Origin of the sequence: Xanthomonas sp. SHU 166 (assembly GCF_000364685.1) — a bacterium.
In the GTDB taxonomy this organism is placed as follows: domain Bacteria; phylum Pseudomonadota; class Gammaproteobacteria; order Xanthomonadales; family Xanthomonadaceae; genus Xanthomonas_A; species Xanthomonas_A sontii.
Genome location: NZ_AQOJ01000153.1, coordinates 1 through 19,618, shown reverse-complemented (window position 1 = coordinate 19,618; position 19,618 = coordinate 1). Strand labels below are relative to the sequence as shown.

Annotated in this window: 19 protein-coding genes; 7 read left to right on the top strand and 12 right to left on the bottom strand. The window is 69.3% G+C overall.

Going from position 1 to position 19,618, the window contains the following annotated elements:
* The first annotated feature begins 148 nt into the window (after positions 1-148).
* The gene (locus tag D180_RS05855) at positions 149-1,327 is read left to right on the top strand and encodes a heparan-alpha-glucosaminide N-acetyltransferase domain-containing protein (protein WP_043090540.1); all 1,179 of its coding nucleotides are present in this window, start codon (positions 149-151) and stop codon (positions 1,325-1,327) included.
* A gap of 66 nt (positions 1,328-1,393) precedes the next feature.
* Positions 1,394-2,758: a DUF2252 family protein gene (locus tag D180_RS05850; protein WP_017912059.1), complete on the top strand. Its 1,365-nt coding sequence runs from the start codon at positions 1,394-1,396 to the stop codon at positions 2,756-2,758.
* Positions 2,759-2,956: 198 nt separating this feature from the next.
* Here D180_RS05850 and hslU read toward each other — a convergent pair whose 3' ends face one another.
* The 9 genes from hslU to D180_RS05805 all read right to left on the bottom strand — a co-directional run bounded on the left by hslU (position 2,957) and on the right by D180_RS05805 (position 11,178).
* Positions 2,957-4,321 (bottom strand): ATP-dependent protease ATPase subunit HslU, encoded by a 1,365-nt coding sequence (gene hslU, locus D180_RS05845; protein WP_017912058.1) that lies wholly within the window; start codon positions 4,319-4,321, stop codon positions 2,957-2,959.
* A gap of 113 nt (positions 4,322-4,434) precedes the next feature.
* Complete coding sequence (gene hslV, locus D180_RS05840; RefSeq protein WP_017912057.1) at positions 4,435-4,986, bottom strand: ATP-dependent protease subunit HslV; 552 nt, start codon at positions 4,984-4,986, stop codon at positions 4,435-4,437.
* 48 nt (positions 4,987-5,034) lie between these two features.
* Entirely contained in the window at positions 5,035-5,244 is a 210-nt protein-coding gene (locus tag D180_RS05835) for a DUF3079 domain-containing protein (protein ID WP_017912056.1), read from the bottom strand.
* 109 nt (positions 5,245-5,353) lie between these two features.
* On the bottom strand, positions 5,354-6,268 hold the full coding sequence (gene xerC / locus D180_RS05830) for a tyrosine recombinase XerC (protein ID WP_081616412.1): 915 nt from the start codon (positions 6,266-6,268) through the stop codon (positions 5,354-5,356).
* A gap of 92 nt (positions 6,269-6,360) precedes the next feature.
* On the bottom strand, positions 6,361-7,026 hold the full coding sequence (locus tag D180_RS05825) for a DUF484 family protein (protein WP_043090541.1): 666 nt from the start codon (positions 7,024-7,026) through the stop codon (positions 6,361-6,363).
* Complete coding sequence (gene dapF, locus D180_RS05820; protein WP_017912054.1) at positions 7,023-7,880, bottom strand: diaminopimelate epimerase; 858 nt, start codon at positions 7,878-7,880, stop codon at positions 7,023-7,025. The genes D180_RS05825 and dapF overlap by 4 nt, the downstream gene beginning before the upstream one ends.
* Positions 7,873-8,124 (bottom strand): lipoprotein, encoded by a 252-nt coding sequence (locus tag D180_RS05815; RefSeq protein WP_043090539.1) that lies wholly within the window; start codon positions 8,122-8,124, stop codon positions 7,873-7,875. Before D180_RS05815 ends, dapF begins: the two co-directional genes overlap by 8 nt.
* Positions 8,125-8,185: 61 nt before the next feature.
* A complete protein-coding gene (locus D180_RS05810) occupies positions 8,186-8,566 on the bottom strand; it encodes a YbaN family protein (protein WP_017910007.1) in 381 nt (126 codons plus the stop codon).
* A 521-nt stretch (positions 8,567-9,087) separates the two neighbouring features.
* Positions 9,088-11,178: an oligopeptidase B gene (locus D180_RS05805; RefSeq protein WP_017910006.1), complete on the bottom strand. Its 2,091-nt coding sequence runs from the start codon at positions 11,176-11,178 to the stop codon at positions 9,088-9,090.
* Between the two features lie 457 nt (positions 11,179-11,635).
* Between D180_RS05805 and D180_RS05800 the strand changes: the two genes are divergently transcribed.
* Together D180_RS05800 and D180_RS05795 are read left to right on the top strand one after the other, a co-directional pair.
* On the top strand, positions 11,636-12,847 hold the full coding sequence (locus D180_RS05800) for a pyridoxal phosphate-dependent aminotransferase (RefSeq protein WP_017912052.1): 1,212 nt from the start codon (positions 11,636-11,638) through the stop codon (positions 12,845-12,847).
* Between the two features lie 38 nt (positions 12,848-12,885).
* Positions 12,886-13,368: a GNAT family N-acetyltransferase gene (locus D180_RS05795; RefSeq protein WP_017912051.1), complete on the top strand. Its 483-nt coding sequence runs from the start codon at positions 12,886-12,888 to the stop codon at positions 13,366-13,368.
* 162 nt (positions 13,369-13,530) lie between these two features.
* Here the strand turns inward: D180_RS05795 and D180_RS05790 are convergent, their stop codons facing one another.
* A complete protein-coding gene (locus D180_RS05790) occupies positions 13,531-15,636 on the bottom strand; it encodes a prolyl oligopeptidase family serine peptidase (protein WP_017912050.1) in 2,106 nt (701 codons plus the stop codon).
* Positions 15,637-15,703: 67 nt separating this feature from the next.
* Positions 15,704-16,003, bottom strand: coding sequence for a hypothetical protein (locus D180_RS05785; protein WP_017912049.1), 300 nt, complete (start codon positions 16,001-16,003; stop codon positions 15,704-15,706).
* Positions 16,004-16,170: 167 nt separating this feature from the next.
* Here D180_RS05785 and D180_RS05780 point away from each other — a divergent pair, with 167 nt between their 5' ends.
* Together D180_RS05780 and D180_RS05775 are read left to right on the top strand one after the other, a co-directional pair.
* On the top strand, positions 16,171-16,716 hold the full coding sequence (locus tag D180_RS05780; RefSeq protein ID WP_223875579.1) for a lipocalin family protein: 546 nt from the start codon (positions 16,171-16,173) through the stop codon (positions 16,714-16,716).
* Between the two features lie 242 nt (positions 16,717-16,958).
* Positions 16,959-17,375, top strand: coding sequence for a helix-turn-helix domain-containing protein (locus D180_RS05775; RefSeq protein ID WP_017907669.1), 417 nt, complete (start codon positions 16,959-16,961; stop codon positions 17,373-17,375).
* A 97-nt stretch (positions 17,376-17,472) separates the two neighbouring features.
* On the opposite strand, the gene D180_RS05770 is transcribed toward D180_RS05775, so the two are convergent.
* Positions 17,473-18,444: a YafY family protein gene (locus D180_RS05770; protein ID WP_010341069.1), complete on the bottom strand. Its 972-nt coding sequence runs from the start codon at positions 18,442-18,444 to the stop codon at positions 17,473-17,475.
* Positions 18,445-18,624: 180 nt separating this feature from the next.
* On the opposite strand from D180_RS05770, the gene D180_RS05765 reads away from it, so the two are divergent.
* A complete protein-coding gene (locus D180_RS05765; protein ID WP_017907670.1) occupies positions 18,625-19,419 on the top strand; it encodes a DUF481 domain-containing protein in 795 nt (264 codons plus the stop codon).
* Positions 19,420-19,618 lie beyond the last annotated feature (199 nt).

Here is a 19,618-nt window from a genome sequence, read left to right as displayed (position 1 = left end):
CCGGCTTGCCCCGCCCGACCCGCGCCGCCGCCGCCGCGCCGCCCCCCTTGCGCGGCCAAGCCCGAGAATCCCCGCGCCAGCAGCGGCGGCAAGGGCCCCGCTGGCCAACTGTTATATTGTTTCAAAAAATCGACACCGATCGCACCGCATGCCATCTGTTGCCCTCGCTTCGCCCGCCTCCCTCGCCGTCCCCGCGACGCCCGCCGCGCGACTGGCCCCGATCGACCTGCTGCGCGGCACGGTAATGCTGCTGATGCTGCTCGACCACGTGCGCGAGACCTTCTACCTGCACCACCCGGTCGGCGACCCGATGGAGGTGGAGGGCACGGCGCCGGCACTGTTCGTCGCGCGCACCCTCGCCCACCTGTGCGCGCCGGTGTTCGTGTTCCTCACCGGCCTGTCGGCCTGGCTGTATGCGTCCCGGCAGGCCGACGGACGCGCGGCGGCCGCCCGCTTCCTGCTCAAGCGCGGCCTGTTCCTGATCGTGCTGGAGCTGACCCTGGTCAACCTGGCCTGGAGCGGCGCCTTCCCGCCGCAGGCGCTGTACCTGCAGGTGATCTGGGTGATCGGCCTGAGCATGCTCGCCCTGGCCGCACTGCTGTGGCTGCCGCTGCCGGCGCTGGCCCTGCTCGGCGCGGCGCTGGTTGCCCTGCTGGACGCCGTGCAGGTGCAGGGCGACGGCCCACTCGCGGCCGCCTGGGCGGTGCTGCACGACCGGCGCTGGCTGGAGTTGGGCGAGCTGCGCCTGCGCACCTCCTACCCGGTGCTGCCGTGGATCGGGGTGATCGCGCTCGGCTACGCCGCCGGCCCCTGGTACGGCGCCGCCACCGACCCGGCACACCGCCAGCAGCGCCTGCTGGCCTGGGGGCTGGGCGCGCTGGCCGGCTTCCACCTGCTGCGCTGGCACAACGGCTACGGCGATGCGCCCTGGCAGGCGCAGGACGACCTCGCGCATACCGCGATGAGCTTCTTCAACGTCACCAAGTACCCGCCATCGCTGCAGTTCCTGCTGCTGACCCTGGGCGTGGGCCTGCTGTTGCTGCGCCTGTACGAGCACCCCGCCGTGGCCCGTACCCTGGCGCCACTGGCGACGATCGGCGCGGCGCCGATGTTCTTCTACCTGCTGCACCTGTACGTGCTGAAGCTCGCCTACCTGGCCGCGCTGGCGCTGTGGGGCGCCAACCAGGGCGACCTGTTCGGCGTGGACAGCGTGGCCGCGCTGTGGACGATCGCCGCCTTGCTGGGCCTGGCCCTGTACTGGCCCACCGCCGCGTTCGCGCGGCTGAAGGCGCGGCGCCGCGACCTGGGCTGGCTGCGCTACTTCTAGGTTCATCCGCGTGCAATGCAGGCGTGGTCGACTGCCGGTTCCTTCGTCCGCGCCTGGAGACCTGCGATGTCCACCCGCCTGCCGCAGTTGCTGCTGATCGGCCTGACCCTCGCCGCCTGCGCCGGATGCGCGACCGCGGCGAGCAAGCGCGACGCCTGGGTGGTGCAGCAGATCCACGACTACAACCATCCCTACGCCGCGCAGCGCGCCGAGCTGGATACCAAGATGGCGACCATGGCCACCGGCGCCTACGCCTTCTACCGCGGCACCGACCATATTTTCTACCAGGACATGAAAACCCTGCCGGGTTCGCTGTGGACCTCGCCGCAGACCGGCTACACCTGGCTCGGCGGCGACACCCACCTCGGCAACTTCGATGCGGCGCGCGACAGCAGCGGCAAGGCGGTGTTCAAGGTCGCCGACTTCGACGAAGGCCACCTCGGCCAGTACGTGTGGGACCTGCGCCGGCTGGCCGCGAGCATGGTGCTGGCCGGGCGCGACAACGGCCTGTCCGACAGCGACATCGGCGACGCCATCGACACCATGGTCGGCGCCTACCTGGACAAGATCGCCGATTTCCGCGGCAGCGACGCCGAAGAAAGCTTCCAGCTGAGCAAGCGCAACACCAGCGGCGCGGTGGCCAAGATCATCGACAGCGCCGACGGCAAGAGCCGCAGCAGCCTGCTGTCCAAGTACACGGTGGTCAACGGCGGCAAGCGCCAGTTCCAGAACCTGGACAACCTGGTCGCGGTGGACGCCGGCACCGCCTCGGCGGTGGCCGCGGCGATGAACGGCTACATCGGCTCGATCGCCGCGTCCAAGCGTTATGCGGCCAGCTACTACGGCATCAAGGACGTGCGCCAGAAGCTGGGCTCGGGCACCGGCAGCCTCGGCCGCCTGCGCCTGTACGTGCTGATCGAAGGCCCGAGCGCGTCGACCAGCGACGACGTGATCCTGGAGTGGAAGCAGGAAGCGGCCAGCGTGGTCGCCGTGGCCGCGCCGTCGCAGATGCCGGCCTCCACCTACGACAACAACGAGGGCGCGCGGGTGGCGCGTACCGCCAAGGCGCAGACCATCGACGCCGACGTGCTGGTCGGCTACGCCAGCGTCAACGGCACCCCGTTCTACGTGCACGAGAAATCCCCGTTCCAGCAGGACCTGGACCCGACCGCGCTGGACAGCGCCGGCAAGCTCGCCACCGCCGCCACCTACCTGGGTCAGGCCCTGGCCTCGGCGCATGCGCTGGCCGACCAGGACTACGACCCGAACGTGGTGCCCTACAGCATCGACAAGCAGATCGACCAGGCGGCCAGCAGCAAGAGCGGCCTGAAATCGGAACTGCGCCAGTTCGCGTTCGACTACGCCGCGCAGGTGCAACTGGACTGGCAGTCGTTCGTGGCCGCGTACAAGGCGGGCACGCCGCTGTATTGAGTTCGCGCCGGGTGCGTGCAGCGTAAGCGGAGCTGCCACGTCTCGTAGGAGCGGCTTCAGCCGCGACGGCATTCCCGGGAAGGCCTCATCGCGACTGAAGCCGCTCCTACGACGCGCGCGACGTAGGCGTGACGTAGGGACAAGGTGCACAGCGGCAGGCGCGGGCAACGCGCCTGCCGAGGTGGATCGCACCAGGTCCTACAGGATATACCGGCTCAGGTCAGGGTCCTGGACCAGCTCGCCCAGGTGCGCATCGACGTAGGCCGCGTCCACGGTGACGCTCTGCCCGTCGCGGTCCGGGGCTTCGTAGCTCAGCGTGTCGAGCAGGCGCTCGAGCACGGTGTGCAGACGCCGCGCGCCGATGTTCTCCTGGCGCTCGTTGACCAGGAACGCGATCTCCGCCAGGCGCGCGATGGCGTCGTCGGTGAAGCGCAGGCTCACGCCCTCGGTCAGCAACAGCGCTTCGTACTGCTTGGTCAGCGCCGCCTTCGGTTCGGTGAGGATGCGGATGAAGTCGTCCTTCGACAGCGCCGACAGTTCCACCCGGATCGGGAAGCGGCCCTGCAGCTCCGGGATCAGATCGCTGGGCTTGGCCAGGTGGAACGCACCGGAGGCGATGAACAGGATATGGTCGGTCTTGACCGTGCCGTACTTGGTGCTGACGTTGGAGCCTTCCACCAGCGGCAGCAGATCGCGCTGCACGCCTTCGCGCGACACGTCGCCGCCGGTGGCGCCGGCCTCGCTGCGCTTGGCCACCTTGTCGATCTCGTCGATGAACACGATGCCGTGCTGTTCGCAGGCCTCGATCGCCGCGGCGCGCACATCGTCCTCGTTGACCAGCTTGCCGGCCTCTTCCTCGATCAGCAGCGGCCGCGCGGCCTTGATGGTCAGCTTGCGCGACTGCGACTTGCCGCCGCCCAGGTTGGAGAACATCTGCCGCAACTGCTGGCCCATTTCCTCCATGCCCGGCGGGGTCATGATGTCCATGCTGACGTTGACCGCGACATCCAGTTCGATCTCGCGCTCGTCCAGTTCGCCGGCACGCAGCATGCGCCGGAACTTGCTGCGGGTGTCGCTGTCCTGCGCCGAGGGCTCGTTGCGTGCGGCTTCCGGATCGAAGCCGATCCCGGCGCTGCGCCGCGGCAGCAACGCATCGAGGATGCGGTCCTCGGCGCGCTCCTCGGCCTGCGTGCGCACGCGGGTCTTGGCCTGCTCGCGGTACAGCTTGACCGCGGTGTCGGCCAGGTCGCGCACGATCTGCTCCACGTCCTTGCCGACGTAGCCGACCTCGGTGAAGCGGGTCGCCTCGACCTTGACGAACGGCGCATTGGCCAGCGTCGCCAGGCGCCGCGCGATCTCGGTCTTGCCGACGCCGGTGGGGCCGATCATCAGGATGTTCTTCGGCATCACTTCGTTGCGCAGCGCATCGGGCAACTGCATGCGCCGCCAGCGGTTGCGCAGCGCGATCGCCACCGCGCGCTTGGCCTCGTGCTGGCCGACGATGTGGCGGTCCAGCTCCTGCACGATCTCGCGCGGGGTCATGGTGCTATGGGTATCGGTCATGGTCGGGAAATCGAAGAGGGAATCGGGAATGGAGAATCGGGAATGGGAAAGCAGGCGTCATCGGTGACGGAGACGGGAACCGCTGTTGCGATTCCCCAGTCCCCATTCCCGATTCACAGCTCTTCCACCACCACGTTGCGATTGGTGTAGATGCAGATGTCGCCGGCGATGTTCAGCGCTTCGACGGAGATGGTGCGCGCGTCCAGCGTGGTGTGGCCGAGCAGCGCGCGCGCCGCCGACAGGGCGTAGGAGCCGCCGGAGCCGATGGCGATGATGCCGTCCTCCGGTTCGATCACATCGCCGGTGCCGCTGATGATCAGCGAGGTTTCCTTGTCGGCGACCGCCAGCAGCGCCTCGAGCTTGCCGAGGCGGCGCTCGGTGCGCCAATCCTTGGCCAGTTCCACCGCGGCGCGGGTCAGCTGGCCGTGCTTCTCCAGCTTGGCCTCGAACAGTTCGAACAGGGTGAATGCATCGGCGGCGGCGCCGGCGAAGCCGGCCAGCACCTGGCCCTCGCGGCCGAGCCGGCGCACCTTGCGCGCATTGCCCTTCATCACGGTGTGGCCCAGGGTCACCTGGCCGTCGCCGGCCACGGCGACGCGACCATCGCGGCGCACCGACAGGATCGTGGTGGCGTGGAAAACATTGGGGTTCTGACTGGGATCCATGCGGCCTCCGGAGCGATGACTCAGGTGTGGGGGCTGGCAGCGCGCGGTTCAAGCGTCGCCGAGTCGGGCATGCGCCGGCCGTGCCGGATCGGCAGCGATGTCCCACGCGACGTACCAGTCCTCGCCCTGGGTTTCGATCGGATGCAGGGTGCGCCCGGTGCCGTTGCCGCAGGCCAGGTCGTGTGCCGCGCAATCGCGGTCGCAGCCCCAGCACAGCCGTTCGGGGCGGCGCGGCGCCAGCGGAAAGGATTTGACCATCGGTGAGCCCTCGCAACGTGGGAGGACAGTGTCGTCCCGCCTTCGCCGACTCGCCTTGATCCAGAACAAGCGCGGGTGCGATGGCAACCGTGCGGTCGCGATGCAGCGCTCAGGACTTGCGCTTGGCCCGCGGGTGCGATGCGTCGTAGACCTTGGCCAGGTGCTGGAAGTCCAGATGCGTGTAGATCTGCGTGGTGGCGATGTCGGCATGGCCGAGCAGTTCCTGCACGCCGCGCAGGTCGCCGGAGGATTCCAGGATGTGGCTGGCGAAACTGTGCCGCAGCATGTGCGGATGCACGTGCTTGAACAGGCCCTGGCGCCCGGCCAGTTGCTTGATGCGGATCTGCACCGCGCGCGCGCCGATCGGCGCCCCGCCACGGCCCGGGAACACCGGCGCGGCAGCCTCGCCTCGGCTTTCCTCGCGCCACGCCAGCAACGCGGCGCGCGCGTGCGAGCCGACCGGCACCAGCCGCTGCTTGTTGCCCTTGCCAAGCACGCTGACCATGCCGGCGACGAAATCCAGATCGCGCCAGCGCAGCGCGCACAGTTCGCTCAGGCGCAGGCCGGAGGAATAGAACAGCTCCAGCAGCGCGCGGTCGCGCAGGCCCAGCGGCGCATCGGTCGGCACTTCGACCAAGCGCACCGCCTCGTCGGCGTCGAGCACCTGCGGCAGCTTGCGCGGCGCCTTCGGCGCGCGCAGTGCCGCGGCCGGGCTGGTGGCGATGTGGCCGTGCTTGAGCAGCCACGCATAGAAGCTGCGGCACGCCGACAACCGCCGCTGCAGGCTCTTGGGCGACAGCCCGCGGCGGTGCTCGGCGGCGATGAAGTTGCGCAGTTGCGCGGCATCCAGCGCGGCCGGTTCGCCAAGCAGGTTGGCGGCCGCCCACGCCTCCAGCGCCGCCAGGTCGCGCCGGTACGCGTCCAGGGTATGCGCGGACATGCGCCGCTCGACCTGCAGGTAGGCGAGGAACCGGGACGCGGGACCCGGGACCCGGGACCCGGGAGACGTGGCCTCGCTCGCGATGCCAGCACTGCCCTGCCCGGCCTGATGATCGGCAGCGCCGGTTCCGGCGCTGTCCCGGGTCCCGGGTCCCGGATCCCGAGTCCCGGCCCCACTCATCGCTGCAACGCCACCGCCAGCGCCTCGCCCATCATGCGCAGGAACAAGGTGCCCATGCCGGGATAGAACCGGTTCGGGTCGCGGCTGCCGACCGCGATCAGGCCCAGGCCGGGCAGCGGCAGCAGCGCGGTGGATTGCACTTCGTCCACGCGCTCGCCGTACAGCAGCGCCTGCTTTTCCGGTTGCAGGCGGCCGCAGATCGGCTCGCCGTCCTTCAGGCAATCGCGGAACGGCGCCAGCCGCGGATCGTCGGCCGCCAGCACCTGCAGCCACGGCGCCTGTTCCAGGCCAGGCAAGGGCTGCAGCAACACGATGCTGACCAGGTCGCCCTGGAAATCCTCCTGCAGCGACGCGGCCATCGCGCGCACGCTGTCGGCGGCGCTGCGCTGGCGCATCAGCGCCAGGGTCAACTGATGGGTGCGCACCGCCAGCCGCTCGTTGACCTGCGCGTTGGCGGCCAGGTCGGCCAGCCGCCGCGACAGTTCGCGGTTCTTGTCGCGCAGCACTTCCAACTGGTAGCTGGCCAGCGACGCGGTGGGACCGTCGTCGCGCGGTACCACCAGGGTCAGCGCCAGATCGGGAAACTGTTTGAGGAAGCCGGGATGGCGCCGCAGCCACGCCGCCACCTCGTGCGCACCGATCTTGTCCTGGCTTTCGCTCATCGGATCCATTCTCCATCGAAGACGAACGTCGCCGGCCCGGACATCACCACCGGTGCGGTGTCTTCCGGCCATTGCACGCGCAGTTCGCCGCCCGGCAGGCTGACGCGCACGTCGCGCTCCACCCGGCCGCGCTGCATCATCACCGCGGCCGCCGCGCAGGCGCCGCTGCCGCAGGCCAGGGTCTCGCCGACGCCGCGCTCGTACACGCGCAGGCGCAGGTGGCCGCGGTCGATCACCTGCACGAAGCCGACGTTGACCGAATCCGGGAACGAGGCGTGCTGCTGCAGCAACGGACCCAGGCGTTCCACCGGTGCCGCATCGACCAGGCCCACTTCCAGCACCGCGTGCGGGTTGCCCATCGACACCGCGCCGAAGCGCACGCTGCCGCCCTGCAGCGGCAGCACATACTCCTCGCGCGCACGCGGGAAGCCGACCAGCGGCACGTCTTCGGGCGCGAAGCGCGGCACGCCCATCGCCACGGCGAATTCGCCGGTGGCGCTGCGGGTGATGTGGTGACTGCCGGCGGGGCTTTCGATGACGAAATCGTCCGCGGCCGGCGCACTGCCGTCGCGCACCAGCCAGGCCGCGACGCAGCGTGCGCCGTTGCCGCATTGCCCGGCGGCGCTGCCGTCGGTGTTCCAGATGCGGTAGCTGGCGACCGCCGCGGCGTCGCGCGGCGGTTCGATGGTCAGGATCTGATCGCAGCCGACGCCGAAGTGGCGGTCGGCCAGGCGCACCGCCAGTGCGGCGTCCGGCGGCGGGGTGCCGTCGCGCAGGTCGAGCACCATGAAATCGTTGCCCGCGCCCTGCATCTTGCTGAAACGCAGGCGCGCGTCGTGGCGGGCCTCACTCATTCCCATTGGTGGGCATGGTGGTGTCGTTGGCCGGCGGGCGCTGCCCATCCACCGGCTGCGCCTGCCCGGCGGGATCGGTGGTCGCCGGCGGCGTCGCATCCGGCGCGGGCGTGGCGGGCTCGGCTTCCACCGGCACCGGCTTCTGCGGCATCACCAGCGGACCCTTGTTGCCGCAACCGGCCAGGGCCAGCAACGCAGCGGCGGAGAGAACGAGACGGATCGGAGAAGAGGACGATGTGCTCATGCGCCGAGTATAGCCACACCGGCATGAACCGGCTGTGCCGCGGTCGCGCAACAAAGCGCGCTCACGCGCGCGGCGGTTCCGGCCGCCACCACAACCATAGCGCCACCGCGCTCATGCAGCCGATCGCCAGCACCTGCACCCACAGCCGGTGCACGAACAGCAGCAGCACCAGCGCGCACGCGGCCATGGTCAGCGTCGCCATCCACTTGCCGCGACGGCTGACCGCGCCATGCCGTTCCCAGTCGCGGATGCTGCGGCCGAAACGCGGATCGCGCAGCAGACGCCGGCGCAGCCGCGGCGAACCGCGCGCGGCGGCGTAAGCGGCGATCAGCACGAACACCGTGGTCGGCAAGCCCGGCACGAAGATGCCGACGATGCCGGTCGCCAGGCTGGCATAGGCCAGCAGCCACCAGGCCCAGCGGAAACGGGAGTGCGTGCGCATTGCGGCATGATAAGCCTGCGCTGGCGCGGGCAGTGGCGACCAGCCGCCGACGCAACCGAGGTAGCCGTGCGGCAGCGGCTGTGGGAGCCGCTCCGGCCGCGATGGAAGAAGCCAGCGGCGCGTCCGACTCTTTGCAGTCGGGACTGAAGTCCCTCCCACAAGGCATTACCAATGCCGTCAGCGCTGCTGCATGGCATGGCGCTCAGTCCATCGACCCTTCAGGTCCGACTCGGCCGTCATGCTCACTGTGGGAGCGGCTTCAGCCCCGACGCGCGAAGCCACTGGTGCGTCTGATCTGATTGCAGTCGGGACTGAAGTCCCTCCCACAGGAGCGACCACGCCGCCAGCGCGACTGCCGGCTCTCGCGCGGTGATTCCGCCCACCGTGGGAGCGGCTTCAGCCGCGACGGGTGAAGCCACAGGCCATCCGCCATCCAACCAAACATCGGGATGGGCCGGCCTCACGCCAGCCGCCCCACCTGCGCATCGGCCAGCCCGCAGGCCAGCCGATGCTTGCAGCTCTCACTTGGCCGGTTGCTCCACGCCCAGCTGGTCCAGCATGAAGGCATAGGACTCGGCCATTTCGCGGTAGCGACGGAAGCGGCCGGACTTGCCGCCGTGGCCGGCTTCCATGTTGACGCGGAACACGATCGGCTGGCTGCCGGTGTCGTTCTCGCGCAGCTTGGCCACCCACTTGGCCGGCTCCCAGTACTGCACCTGCGAATCCCACAGGCCGGTGCCGACGTACATCGCCGGATAGGCCTGGCGGCTGACGTTGTCGTAGGGCGAGTAGCTGAGCATGTAGTCGTAGTACGCCTTCTGCTCGGGATTGCCCCACTCGTCGTACTCGTTGGTGGTCAGCGGGATGCTCGGGTCGAGCATGGTGGTGACCACGTCCACGAACGGCACCTGCGCCACCAGCACGCGGTAGTCCTTGGGCGCCATGTTGGCCACCGCGCCCATCAGCAGGCCTCCGGCGCTGCCGCCGGCCGCGGCGACGCGATCCGGGGCGGCGTAACCCTGCTGCACCAGGCCGCGGGTGACGTCGATGAAGTCGGTGAAGGTGTTCTTCTTGTGCAGCAGCTTGCCCTGGTCGTACCAGTCGCGGCCCATTTCCTGGCCGCCGCGGATGTGCGCGATGGCGTAGACCACGCCACGGTCGAGCAGGCTCACCACCGGCAGGTTGAACGCCGGATCGGTGGACATGCCGTAGCTGCCGTAGGCGTACTGGTACAGCGCGGCGCTGCCGTCCTTCTTGAATCCCTTCTTGTAGACCAGCGACACCGGCACCTTGACCCCGTCGCGCGCGGTCACCCAGACGCGTTCGGTCTGGTACTTGCTGGCGTCGTAGCCGATCACCGGCTGCTGCTTGAGCAGCTTGCGCTCGCCGGTGCGGGTGTTGAGTTCGTAGGTGGTGGCCGGGGTGGTCAGCGAGGTGTAGCTGTAGCGCAGCCACGGCGTGTCCGGTTCGGCATTGATCGACAGGCCCATCGAGTACGCCGGCTCGTCGGCCTTGACGTATTCCTCCTTGCCGTCGGCGAAGTGCAGGCGGATCCGCTCCAGGCCGTCGGAGCGCTCGGCGATGGCGGTGAAGCCGTCGAACAGTTCGAAGCCGTCGATGAACACCTTTTCGTCGTAGGGCAGCCAGCTCTGCCACTGGTCGCGCGAGGTGGCGCCGTCGGGCGCGGTCATCAGCGCGTAGTTCTTGGCCTTCCAGTTGGTGCGGATCACCCAGCGGCCATCGAAGTGGTCGGCGTGGTACTCGACGTCGCGCTCGCGCGGCGCCAGCACCGTGAAGCGCTGCGGATCGGCGGCCGGCGCATAGCGCTGCTCGGAGGACACGGTGCTTTCGACGCCGATGACGATGTATTTGTCGTCGCGGGTACGGCCCACGCCCATGTAGAAGCTGTCGTCCTTCTCCTCGTACACCAGCGCGTCCTGCGCCGCCGGAGTGCCGAGCACGTGCTTCTTGACCCGCACGGTCAGCAGCGTCTCCGGGTCGTTCTCGACGTAGAACAGGGTCTTGTTGTCGTCGGCCCACACCACGTCCGGCGACACGCCGGGGATACGGTCGGCATAGACCTCGCCGGTGTCCAGGTTCTTGAAGCGCACCACGTACTGGCGACGGCCGACGTCGTCCTCGGTCCAGGCCAGGATGCGGTTGTCCTGGCTGACCGCCGCGTCGCCGACGCTGAAATAGCCCTTGCCGGCGGCCATGGCGTTGACGTCGAGCAGGATCTCCTCCGGCGCCTCCATGCTGCCCTTGCGGCGCGCCTGGATCGGGTAGTCCTTGCCGCTCTCGTAGCGGGTGTAATACCAGTAGCCGCGCTCGCGGTACGGCACGCTGCTGTCGTCCTGCTTGATGCGCCCGACGATCTCCTCGTACAGCCGGTCTTCCAGCGGCTGCAGCGGCTTCAGCACCTGATCCGCGTAGGCGTTCTCGGCGTTGAGATAGGCCAGCATCTGCGGGTTCTTGCGCGCGTCGTCGCGCAGCCAGTAGTAGGCGTCCTGGCGAACGGCGCCGAACGGAGCCTTGACCGCGTGCGGCTGCTTGGCCGGATGCGGCGGGGTGGCCGCGGCGGCGGAGGCGGAGGAAGCGAAGGAGGCGGTCATGAGCAGGACGAGGCTCGCTAGCAAGGGGCGGTGAGGCATCTAATGGGGCTCCGGCGGCGGTAACGCAACGGGACGCGCCGCCTTGGCCGGGCGGCGGCAGCGGGCGGACGCCGCGCAGTGCCGGCCGAGTCTCCCTGCAACGCTGCGCCGTGGCAAGCGTGCCGAGGCAGTGCGGCCTGTGACGCAGGGCAATCGGCGACCCGCGGCGCCGCGATGGCATCGCGGCGGGCAGCCGTGGCCAGCGACGCCGAATGGCGCCGCATCGCACCGCACACGACCGATCACCAGGAAAGCAACGCCAGATGCACGAGTGTGCACGGCCCCGACCTACGCCCGATTCGCCCAGACCCAGCGCCCATCTCGGGTCGCGCCGCCAGAGCCACCGCGCAATCTGCCGGACCTCGCCAACTGGACGCGGCTAACACGCTCGGGAACACGCTCCTCTATCATCGGCCGCATGGCTTCCCTTCCTGGCGACACCCTCAGCGCCTCGCCCGCCGCGTCCGGCTACAGCCAGCGCAGCCGCGAGATCGAACCCTTCCACGTGATGGCCTTGCTGGCCCGCGCCAACGAACTGGAACACGCCGGCCACGACGTGATCCACCTGGAAATCGGCGAGCCGGACTTCACCACCGCTGCGCCGATCGTCGCCGCCGGCCAGGCCGCGCTGGGCGCCGGCCATACCCGCTACACCGCCGCGCGCGGCCTGCCGGCCCTGCGCCAGGCGCTGGCGGACTTCTACCGGCAGCGTCACGACGTCGACCTGGATCCGGCGCGCATCCTGATCACCCCCGGCGGCTCCGGCGCGCTGCTGCTGGCCAGCGCGCTGTTGGTCGATCCCGGCCGCCACTGGCTGATGGCCGACCCCGGCTACCCGTGCAATCGCCACTTTCTGCGCTTGGTCGAAGGTGCCGCGCAGTTGGTGCCGGTCGGTCCGGACAGCCGCTACCAGCTGACCCCGGAGCTGCTGCAGCGGCACTGGAACGCGGACAGCGTCGGCGCGCTGGTGGCGTCGCCGGCCAATCCCACCGGCACCGTGCTGTCGCGCGCCGAACTGGCCGCGCTGTCGCAGACGCTGCACGCCCGCGGCGGGCACCTGGTGGTGGACGAGATCTACCACGGCCTCAGCTACGGCATCGACGCGCCCAGCGTGCTGGAAGTCGACGACGACGCCTACGTGCTCAACAGTTTCTCCAAGTACTTCGGCATGACCGGCTGGCGCCTGGGCTGGCTGGTGGCGCCGCGCGCGGCGGTGCCGTCGCTGGAGAAGCTGGCGCAGAACCTGTACATCAGCGCGCCCAGCATCGCCCAGCACGCGGCGCTGGCCTGCTTCCTGCCGGAAACGCTGCAGATCCTGGAAGCGCGCCGCGCCGAATTCGCGCAGCGCCGCGACTACCTGCTGCCGGCGCTACGCGCGCTCGGCTTCCGCATCGACGTCGAACCGGAAGGCGCGTTCTACCTGTACGCCGACGTGTCCGATTTCACCGACGATGCGCAGGCGTTCTGCGCGCACTTCCTGGAGACCGAGCACGTCGCGTTCACCCCGGGCGTGGATTTCGGCCGCCATCGCGCACGCCAGCATGTGCGCATCGCCTATACCCAGAGCCTGCCACGACTGCAGGAGGCGGTGGCGCGGATCGCGCGCGGGCTGGGGCGCTGGGCGCGCTGAGGCGACCAGCGGCGGGGGAGACGCGAGTGAAACCAGCCTTGCTCATCTATCGCGAAGCCATCGAATCCGATCTGGCTGCCATCTGCGCGCTCGGCGAGGAAGTGAACGCTGTCCACCATGACGCGTTTCCCCACATCTTCGCCGGCCCGGGCGATGCGGACCGCGACGTGGCGCACTGGAAGCGCAGCATCGGCCAGGACAATGCCACCACCATCGTCGCCGAAGCGCAGGGCGTCCTCGTCGGTTTCGTCACGGTCGGCATGGTGTCGGAATCGCACTCACTGCTGCAGCCCATGCGCTTCGGCCGGGTAGGCAGCGTGGGCATCATCCAACGCCATCGCGGCCAGAGGATCGGCCCGGCGCTGATGCAGCGTGCGCACGAGTGGGTGGCGCTGCGCGGCGGTGTCGAAATGCGCCTGAATGTCTGGGCCTTCAACACCCACGCACTGCACGTTTACGAAGAACTGGGTTATGAAGTCCGTTCGCTGACCCTGGTCAAGTCGTTGGCCGACGGGGCCTGAGCACCCGCTGCGGCGACGACCTGAGATCAGCTTGAGAACGCGGACAATGCCGGCGCGATCGTGACGCAACGCGACGCATTGCGCGCAGGCTCGACCGCTCATTGGATGGCGCGCCAGGCCAGGAGATGGTCCGCGCCCCAGCCGGGACGCGGACCACACCACTCACTTGGACAACCGCTCCCACAGGAAGCTGTACGCCAGCGCCTGCATGTGCGCCGCCTGCGCGTTGTTGGCCGCGCCGCCATGACCGCCTTCGATGTTCTCGTAGTAGGTCACGTCCTTGCCGGCGTCGATCATCTTCGCCGCCATCTTCCGCGCATGGCCCGGATGCACGCGGTCGTCGCGGGTGGAGGTCAGGAAGATCACCGGCGGATAGGTCTTCTTCGGATCGAACAGGTGATACGGCGAGAAGGTCTGGATGAACTTCCAGTCGTCGGTGTCCGGGTTGCCGTACTCGGCCATCCACGAGGCGCCGGCCAGCAGGTGGCTGTAGCGCTTCATGTCCAGCAGCGGCACCTGCACCACCACCGCGCCGAACAGCTGCGGGTACTGCATCAGCATGTTGCCGGCCATCAGCCCGCCGTTGCTGCCGCCCTGCACGCCCAGGTGCTTGGCCGAGGTGATCTTGCGCGCGACCAGGTCCTGCGCCACCGCCGCCATGTCCTCGTAGGCCTTGTGCCGGTTCTGCTTCAGCGCCGCCTGGTGCCAGCGCGGACCGTACTCGCCGCCGCCGCGGATGTTGGCCAGCGCGTACACGCCGCCCTGGTCGAGCCAGGCGCGGCCCAGGCTGCCGGAGTAGAACGGGGTCATCGAGATCTCGAAGCCGCCGTAGGCGTACAGCAGGGTCGGCGCGCTGCCGTCGGCCTTGAGCTGCTTGGGCCGGACCAGGAAGTACGGTACCTTGGTGCCGTCCTTGGACACCGCGAAGTGCTGCTCGATTTCGTCCTTGGACGCGTCGAAGAAGCTCGGCATCGCCTTCAGCGTCTCGATGCTCTTCGGCCCGCGCTGCACGTCGGCCAGCATCAGCGTGGTCGGGGTCAGGAAGTCGGTGGAGGTCAGCCACACCTGGTCGTTCTCGTCGGCATCGACCGCATCGACGCTGGTGCTGCCGAAGGCCAGGTCGCCGACCGGGAACGCTGCACGCGCCCATTCGCCCTCGCCCGGGGTCAGCACCCACAGCCGGCTCTTGACGTCGTCGAGCACGTTCAGCACCAACCGCGACTTGGTCCAGGCGAAGGACGCCAGCGAGGCGGTCTCGGTGGGCGTGAACAGCACCTGGAAGTCGCGCTTGCCGGCCATGAAATCGTCGAACCTGGTCGCCAGCAGCGCACCGGCCGGGTAGGTCGTGCCGCCCACCGTCCACGGATCGCGCAGTTCCAGGGTCAGCCACTGGCGGTGCACGCCCTTGTTGGCCGAGTTGGGCACGTCGATCTTGGTCAGGCGGCCGTCGGCGCCGCGCAGGTACATCTCGTCGTTGTAGAACGCAAGCGTGCGGCTGACGAAATCGCGCTCGTAGCCGGGCGTATCGTCGTGCATCGCGGCGATGTACATGTCGTCCGGCTTGCCCTCGTAGACCAGGGTGGCGCTGGTCATCGGGGTGCCGCGCTTCCACTGCTTGACGATGCGCGGGTAGCCGGAGCTGGTCAGCGAGCCGGGGCCGAAGTCGGTGTACAGGTAGACGGTGTCGGCATCGATCCAGCTCAGCCCGCCCTTGGCCTCGGGACGGAAGAAGCCGTCCTTGATCCACTGCTTGGTGCTCAGGTCGAACTCGCGGGTGACGTCGGCGTCGGCGCCGCCGCGCGACAGCGCGATCAGGCAGCGGCGGTACTCCGGGCGCAGGCAGTTGGCGCCATGCCACACCCAGTTCTCGCCCTCGGCCTTGTTCAGCGCGTCCAGGTCCAGCACCGTCTCCCACTTCGGCTCGGGCTTGCGGTACTCGTCCAGGGTGGTGCGGCGCCACAGGCCGCGCTCGTGGGCGCGGTCCTTCCACAGGTTGTAGTAGTACGGGCCGATCTTCTGCACGGCCGGGATCTTGGCGTCGGAATCCAGCACCTCGCGGATGCCGGCCTCGCGGGCCTTGAAGGCGGGGGTCTCGGCCAGCCGCGCCTCGGTCTTGGCGTTCTGCGCCTTGACCCAGTCCAGCGCCTTGGTGCCGGTGACGTCTTCGAGCCAGGCGTAGGGGTCTTGGGGCATCGCGGTTTCCTTGGCCGCGGCGGTGCCGGCGGCGAGCAGGCCGGCGATCAGGCAGGCGTGTGCGAGTGAGGACATGTTCGGATCCGTGGAAGGACAGCGCCGCACCGTAGCACGCAGCATCGCCGCCCTCCCCTGCCGAAGGTCAGGCCGGGCGCGCGGTCCGTAGCGCCGGCCGGCGCCGCCGCGCCTGCGCCCGCGGCCTGGCCCGCCACTGCCCCCACAGACGCCGCAGCGGCGGCAGCGGGAAACGATGCAGAGCCCACCAGGCGCTCAACGGCATGCCCAACAGCCACAGCGGCCGCCAGCCCAGCCACTCGCTGTGGCCGCGCGCGGCCGGCCATACCAGGACCAGGGCCAGCCCGGCCAGGATCGCCTGGCGCAGCAGGCGGCGCAGGCCCGGGTGCGGGACGTGGGTGCGCGGGGAGGACGGAACGATCGGCATGACGGCAGCTCCTGGAAGTCGAGGCGCGCAGGTTGCCGCCGCGACATCTCAGGGGCTGCGACGCACCATTGACATGGCGCACGCGCATACTTCACCGGCGTTCGCCCTTCGCCCCGGAATCTCCTATGCGCCTGCTCTCCCTGTTCGCTTCCGTGCTGCTGCTGGGCATGGCCGTCCCGTTGCCGACGGCCCGGGCCAAGGCGCCGGACCCGGAGCAGGAGCCTGCGCAGCCGCCGATCGACCTGCAGCGCTTCATGGGCCGCTGGTACGTGATCGCCCACATCCCGTACTTCGCCGAGCGCGGCCACGTCGCCAGCAGCGACGAGTACACCCTCAAGGAAGACGGCAAGATCGCGGTGCGCTACGAGTACCGCAACGGCTTCGACGAGCCGGTCAAGGAGCTCAACTCGCGCGCCACGGTCAAGGAAGGCACCGGCAACCGCCGCTGGACCACCTGGTTCTTCAGAATGGTGCCCACCAAGTACCGCATCCTGGAAGTGGCGCCGGACTATTCCTGGGCGCTGATCGACTATCCGGGCCGCGATCTGGCCTGGGTGTTCGCGCGCTCGCCGAACATGAGCCACAAGCAGTACCGCGAACTGGTCGACAAGCTGGACCACCAGTACGGGGTCAACATCGACAAGCTCAAGCGCGTGGCGCAGCGCCGCGACCAGGTCGGCAAGCTCGGCTTCGAAGTGCCGAACAAGCCCTGAAGCGGTTCCCTCGCAGCCGGCTGCGACGCGGACGAGCCGATCCGCATTGCGCTGGGCCGGCGCACGCCGCGCGCCCGTGTGCCGTTCGGGCCACATCAGGCCCCTTACTGCGACCATCCAACGCCGCCACGCCGCCGCACCGGGCATGGTCTGCACCGGCACCACGATCATCCTTCGCTCAGCGAAGCACCCGGCGCGGCCCGTATGATCGGGGCGCCCTCCCCCACAGACAGGTGCACCGCTTGGCCAGCGTCCTCTCCGAACCTCTCGACGAAGCACCGCGCGGCTGCGCGGACGCGACCCAGCTGCGCGGCCAGGTATTCGCGCAGAACTGCCCGTCCCGGGCCGTGCTCAGCCACGTCACCAGCCGCTGGGGCGTGCTGGTGCTGGTCGCCCTGCGCAAGGGCACCCATCGCTTCGGCGATCTGCGCCGCAGCCTGGAAGGGGTCAGCGAAAAGATGCTGTCGCAGACCCTGCAGGCGCTGGAAGCGGACGGCCTGGTGCAGCGCACCGCCTACCCGGTGGTGCCGCCGCACGTGGAGTACGACCTGACCCCGCTCGGCGAGGAAGCCGCGGCGCATGTGCACGCGCTGGTGGACTGGATCGAGCGCAACATCGGCGTGATCCTCGGCGGCGGCGCGCCACTGGATGCGGCGTAGGCGTCGACCTCCAGGCTGCGACACGCATTGGCGGTAAAGCCGCGGTCGCGGCTGGAGCCGCTCCCACGCGGGCTATCGCAGCGCGCGCGGCGACGCCTCAGTCGTCGCTGTAGTTGCTCAGCGCCAGCGACAGCAGCGCCTTGGCCTGCTCGCGCAGCGAGCGCGGCTCGACGATCTCCGCATCGGAGCCGTAGTGCAGCACGTCCATCAGCAGTTCGCGCGAGACGCTGTAGGGCACCTTCAGTTCGTAGCGGCCATCGGCCAGGAACCGGCCCTGCTGCTTGGAATGCCAGTGCTCGTCGGCGACCCAGCGCGCGGCCTTGGGGCTGAACACGATGGTGGCCCAGCCCTTGGGCGCGCCGGAGAAGATGCCGTAGCTGGCCGCCAGCTGCGAATCCAGTTCGGCGTCGGCCACGTCCTGCGCCGGCTGGTCGAGCAGGCGCGCGTGGTTGATGCGGTCCACCGCGAAGCTGCGCACCGCGTCGCGGCCATGGTCCCAGGCGTCCAGGTACCAGTTGTCGCGATAGTGGGTGATGCGCTGCGGCGACACCGTGCGCTTGGTCGATTCGTCGGTGGAGCGGGCGCGGTAGTCGAAGGACAGGCGCTTGCGCTCCAGCACCGCCGAGGCGACGGTGCGGAAACTGGCTTCGTCGAGCTTGCGGCCGCGGTGCGGGATCACCCGCACCCGCTCCACCGGCCAATGGGTCGCCCCGGCCTGGGCGGCGAGCAGGCTCTCGATGCGCTGCTGCAGCGGCGCCAGCACCGAGGACAGCACCCCGCCGCCGGTGCGCGCCAGCAATTGCTGCGAGGCCAGCAGCGCGTGCAGTTCCTCCGAACTCAGCCACAGCCCGGGCAGCTCGAACCGGTCGCTCTCACCGGACTCGTAGCGGAAGCCGGCCTCGCCGTCGCCCTCCACCGGCGCCATCAGCGCATCGCGCAGGAAGGCCAGATCGCGGTAGACGGTGGCGCGGGAGCAGCCCAGTTCGTCCTGCAGCCGCGCCACCGTCACCGGGTAGCGTGCGGACTTGAGCAGGCGGTGCAGTGCGTTGATGCGTTCGTAGCGGTCCATGGCCCCGATTATGTCTGAGTCGACGGCGGAAAACGCCTGCCTGGCGCGGCAGCCGGCTGCGCGCCCGAACCGCCGATGAAGCCGGCGTCCGGGGCCGGCCAGGGTGTCATGTGGATCCGGTATGATGAAATCGTTTCCATTTCGTTAGCCGAAGGCTGCGTCCTCATCCCCGGAGAAGCCATGTCCCGCCGTGCCACCCTCGTATCCGCCATCGCTTTGTTGCTGCTGAGCACGTCCCCGGCCTGGGCCGCCGACGTCGCCACCTCACCGACAGCCACGGACCCGGCCAGTTCGCCGTGGAGCGGATCGGGCGAACTGGGCTTCGCCTCCTCGCACGGCAACAGCACCAACGAAAGCCTCAACGGCCGGCTCAAGGGCCAATACGTGGACGGCGACTGGATCCACAGCCTGGACCTGCTCGCCCTGCACGCCAGCGCCGAGTACACCGACACCAATCCCGACGGCACCACCTCGCGCAAGCGCCAGACCACCTCCAACCGCTACACCGGCAGCGCCGGCAGCGCGCTGCAGCTTGGCGAGCACCGCCAGCTGACCGCCTCGCTGCGCTACGAGCGCGACGACTTCGCCACCTACGACCGCCTGGCGACGATCGGCATCGGCTACGGCACCCGGATCATGGACGGCGACCGCCGCAGCATCGACGTGCAGATCGGTCCCGGCGTGCGCCGCGCCCACGACGTGGTCGAGGACCGCACCGAAACCGGCCTGATCGGCCGCGGCCTGGTCGACTTCAAGTACGGCCTGACCAGCAACACCGAGCTGGGCAACACCCTGCTGGTCGAATCCGGCGCGTACAACACCTTCGCGCAGAACGACCTGGGCATCTCGGTGAGCATGAACGAGCGCCTGGCGCTGAAGGCCGGCTGGCAGGCGCGCTACAACAGCGACGTCAGCGACGACAAGAAGAAGACCGATACCTTGACCACGATGAACCTGGTCTACAAGTTCAAGTGAGCCGGGATTGGGGAGTGGGGATTCGGGATTGGGGAGAGGCGGCGCGGCGCGTCGCGACCCCGCAGGGCTGACCCGTTGATTCGCTTCTCGCAGGAACCGCTGCAGCCGCGCCCCGCCAGCACGGCACGCAATGGCGTTGGCGCGCAGGGACCAATGCACCTCACCTGCAGATACCGTCTTACCCCCTAGCAGGCAAGGC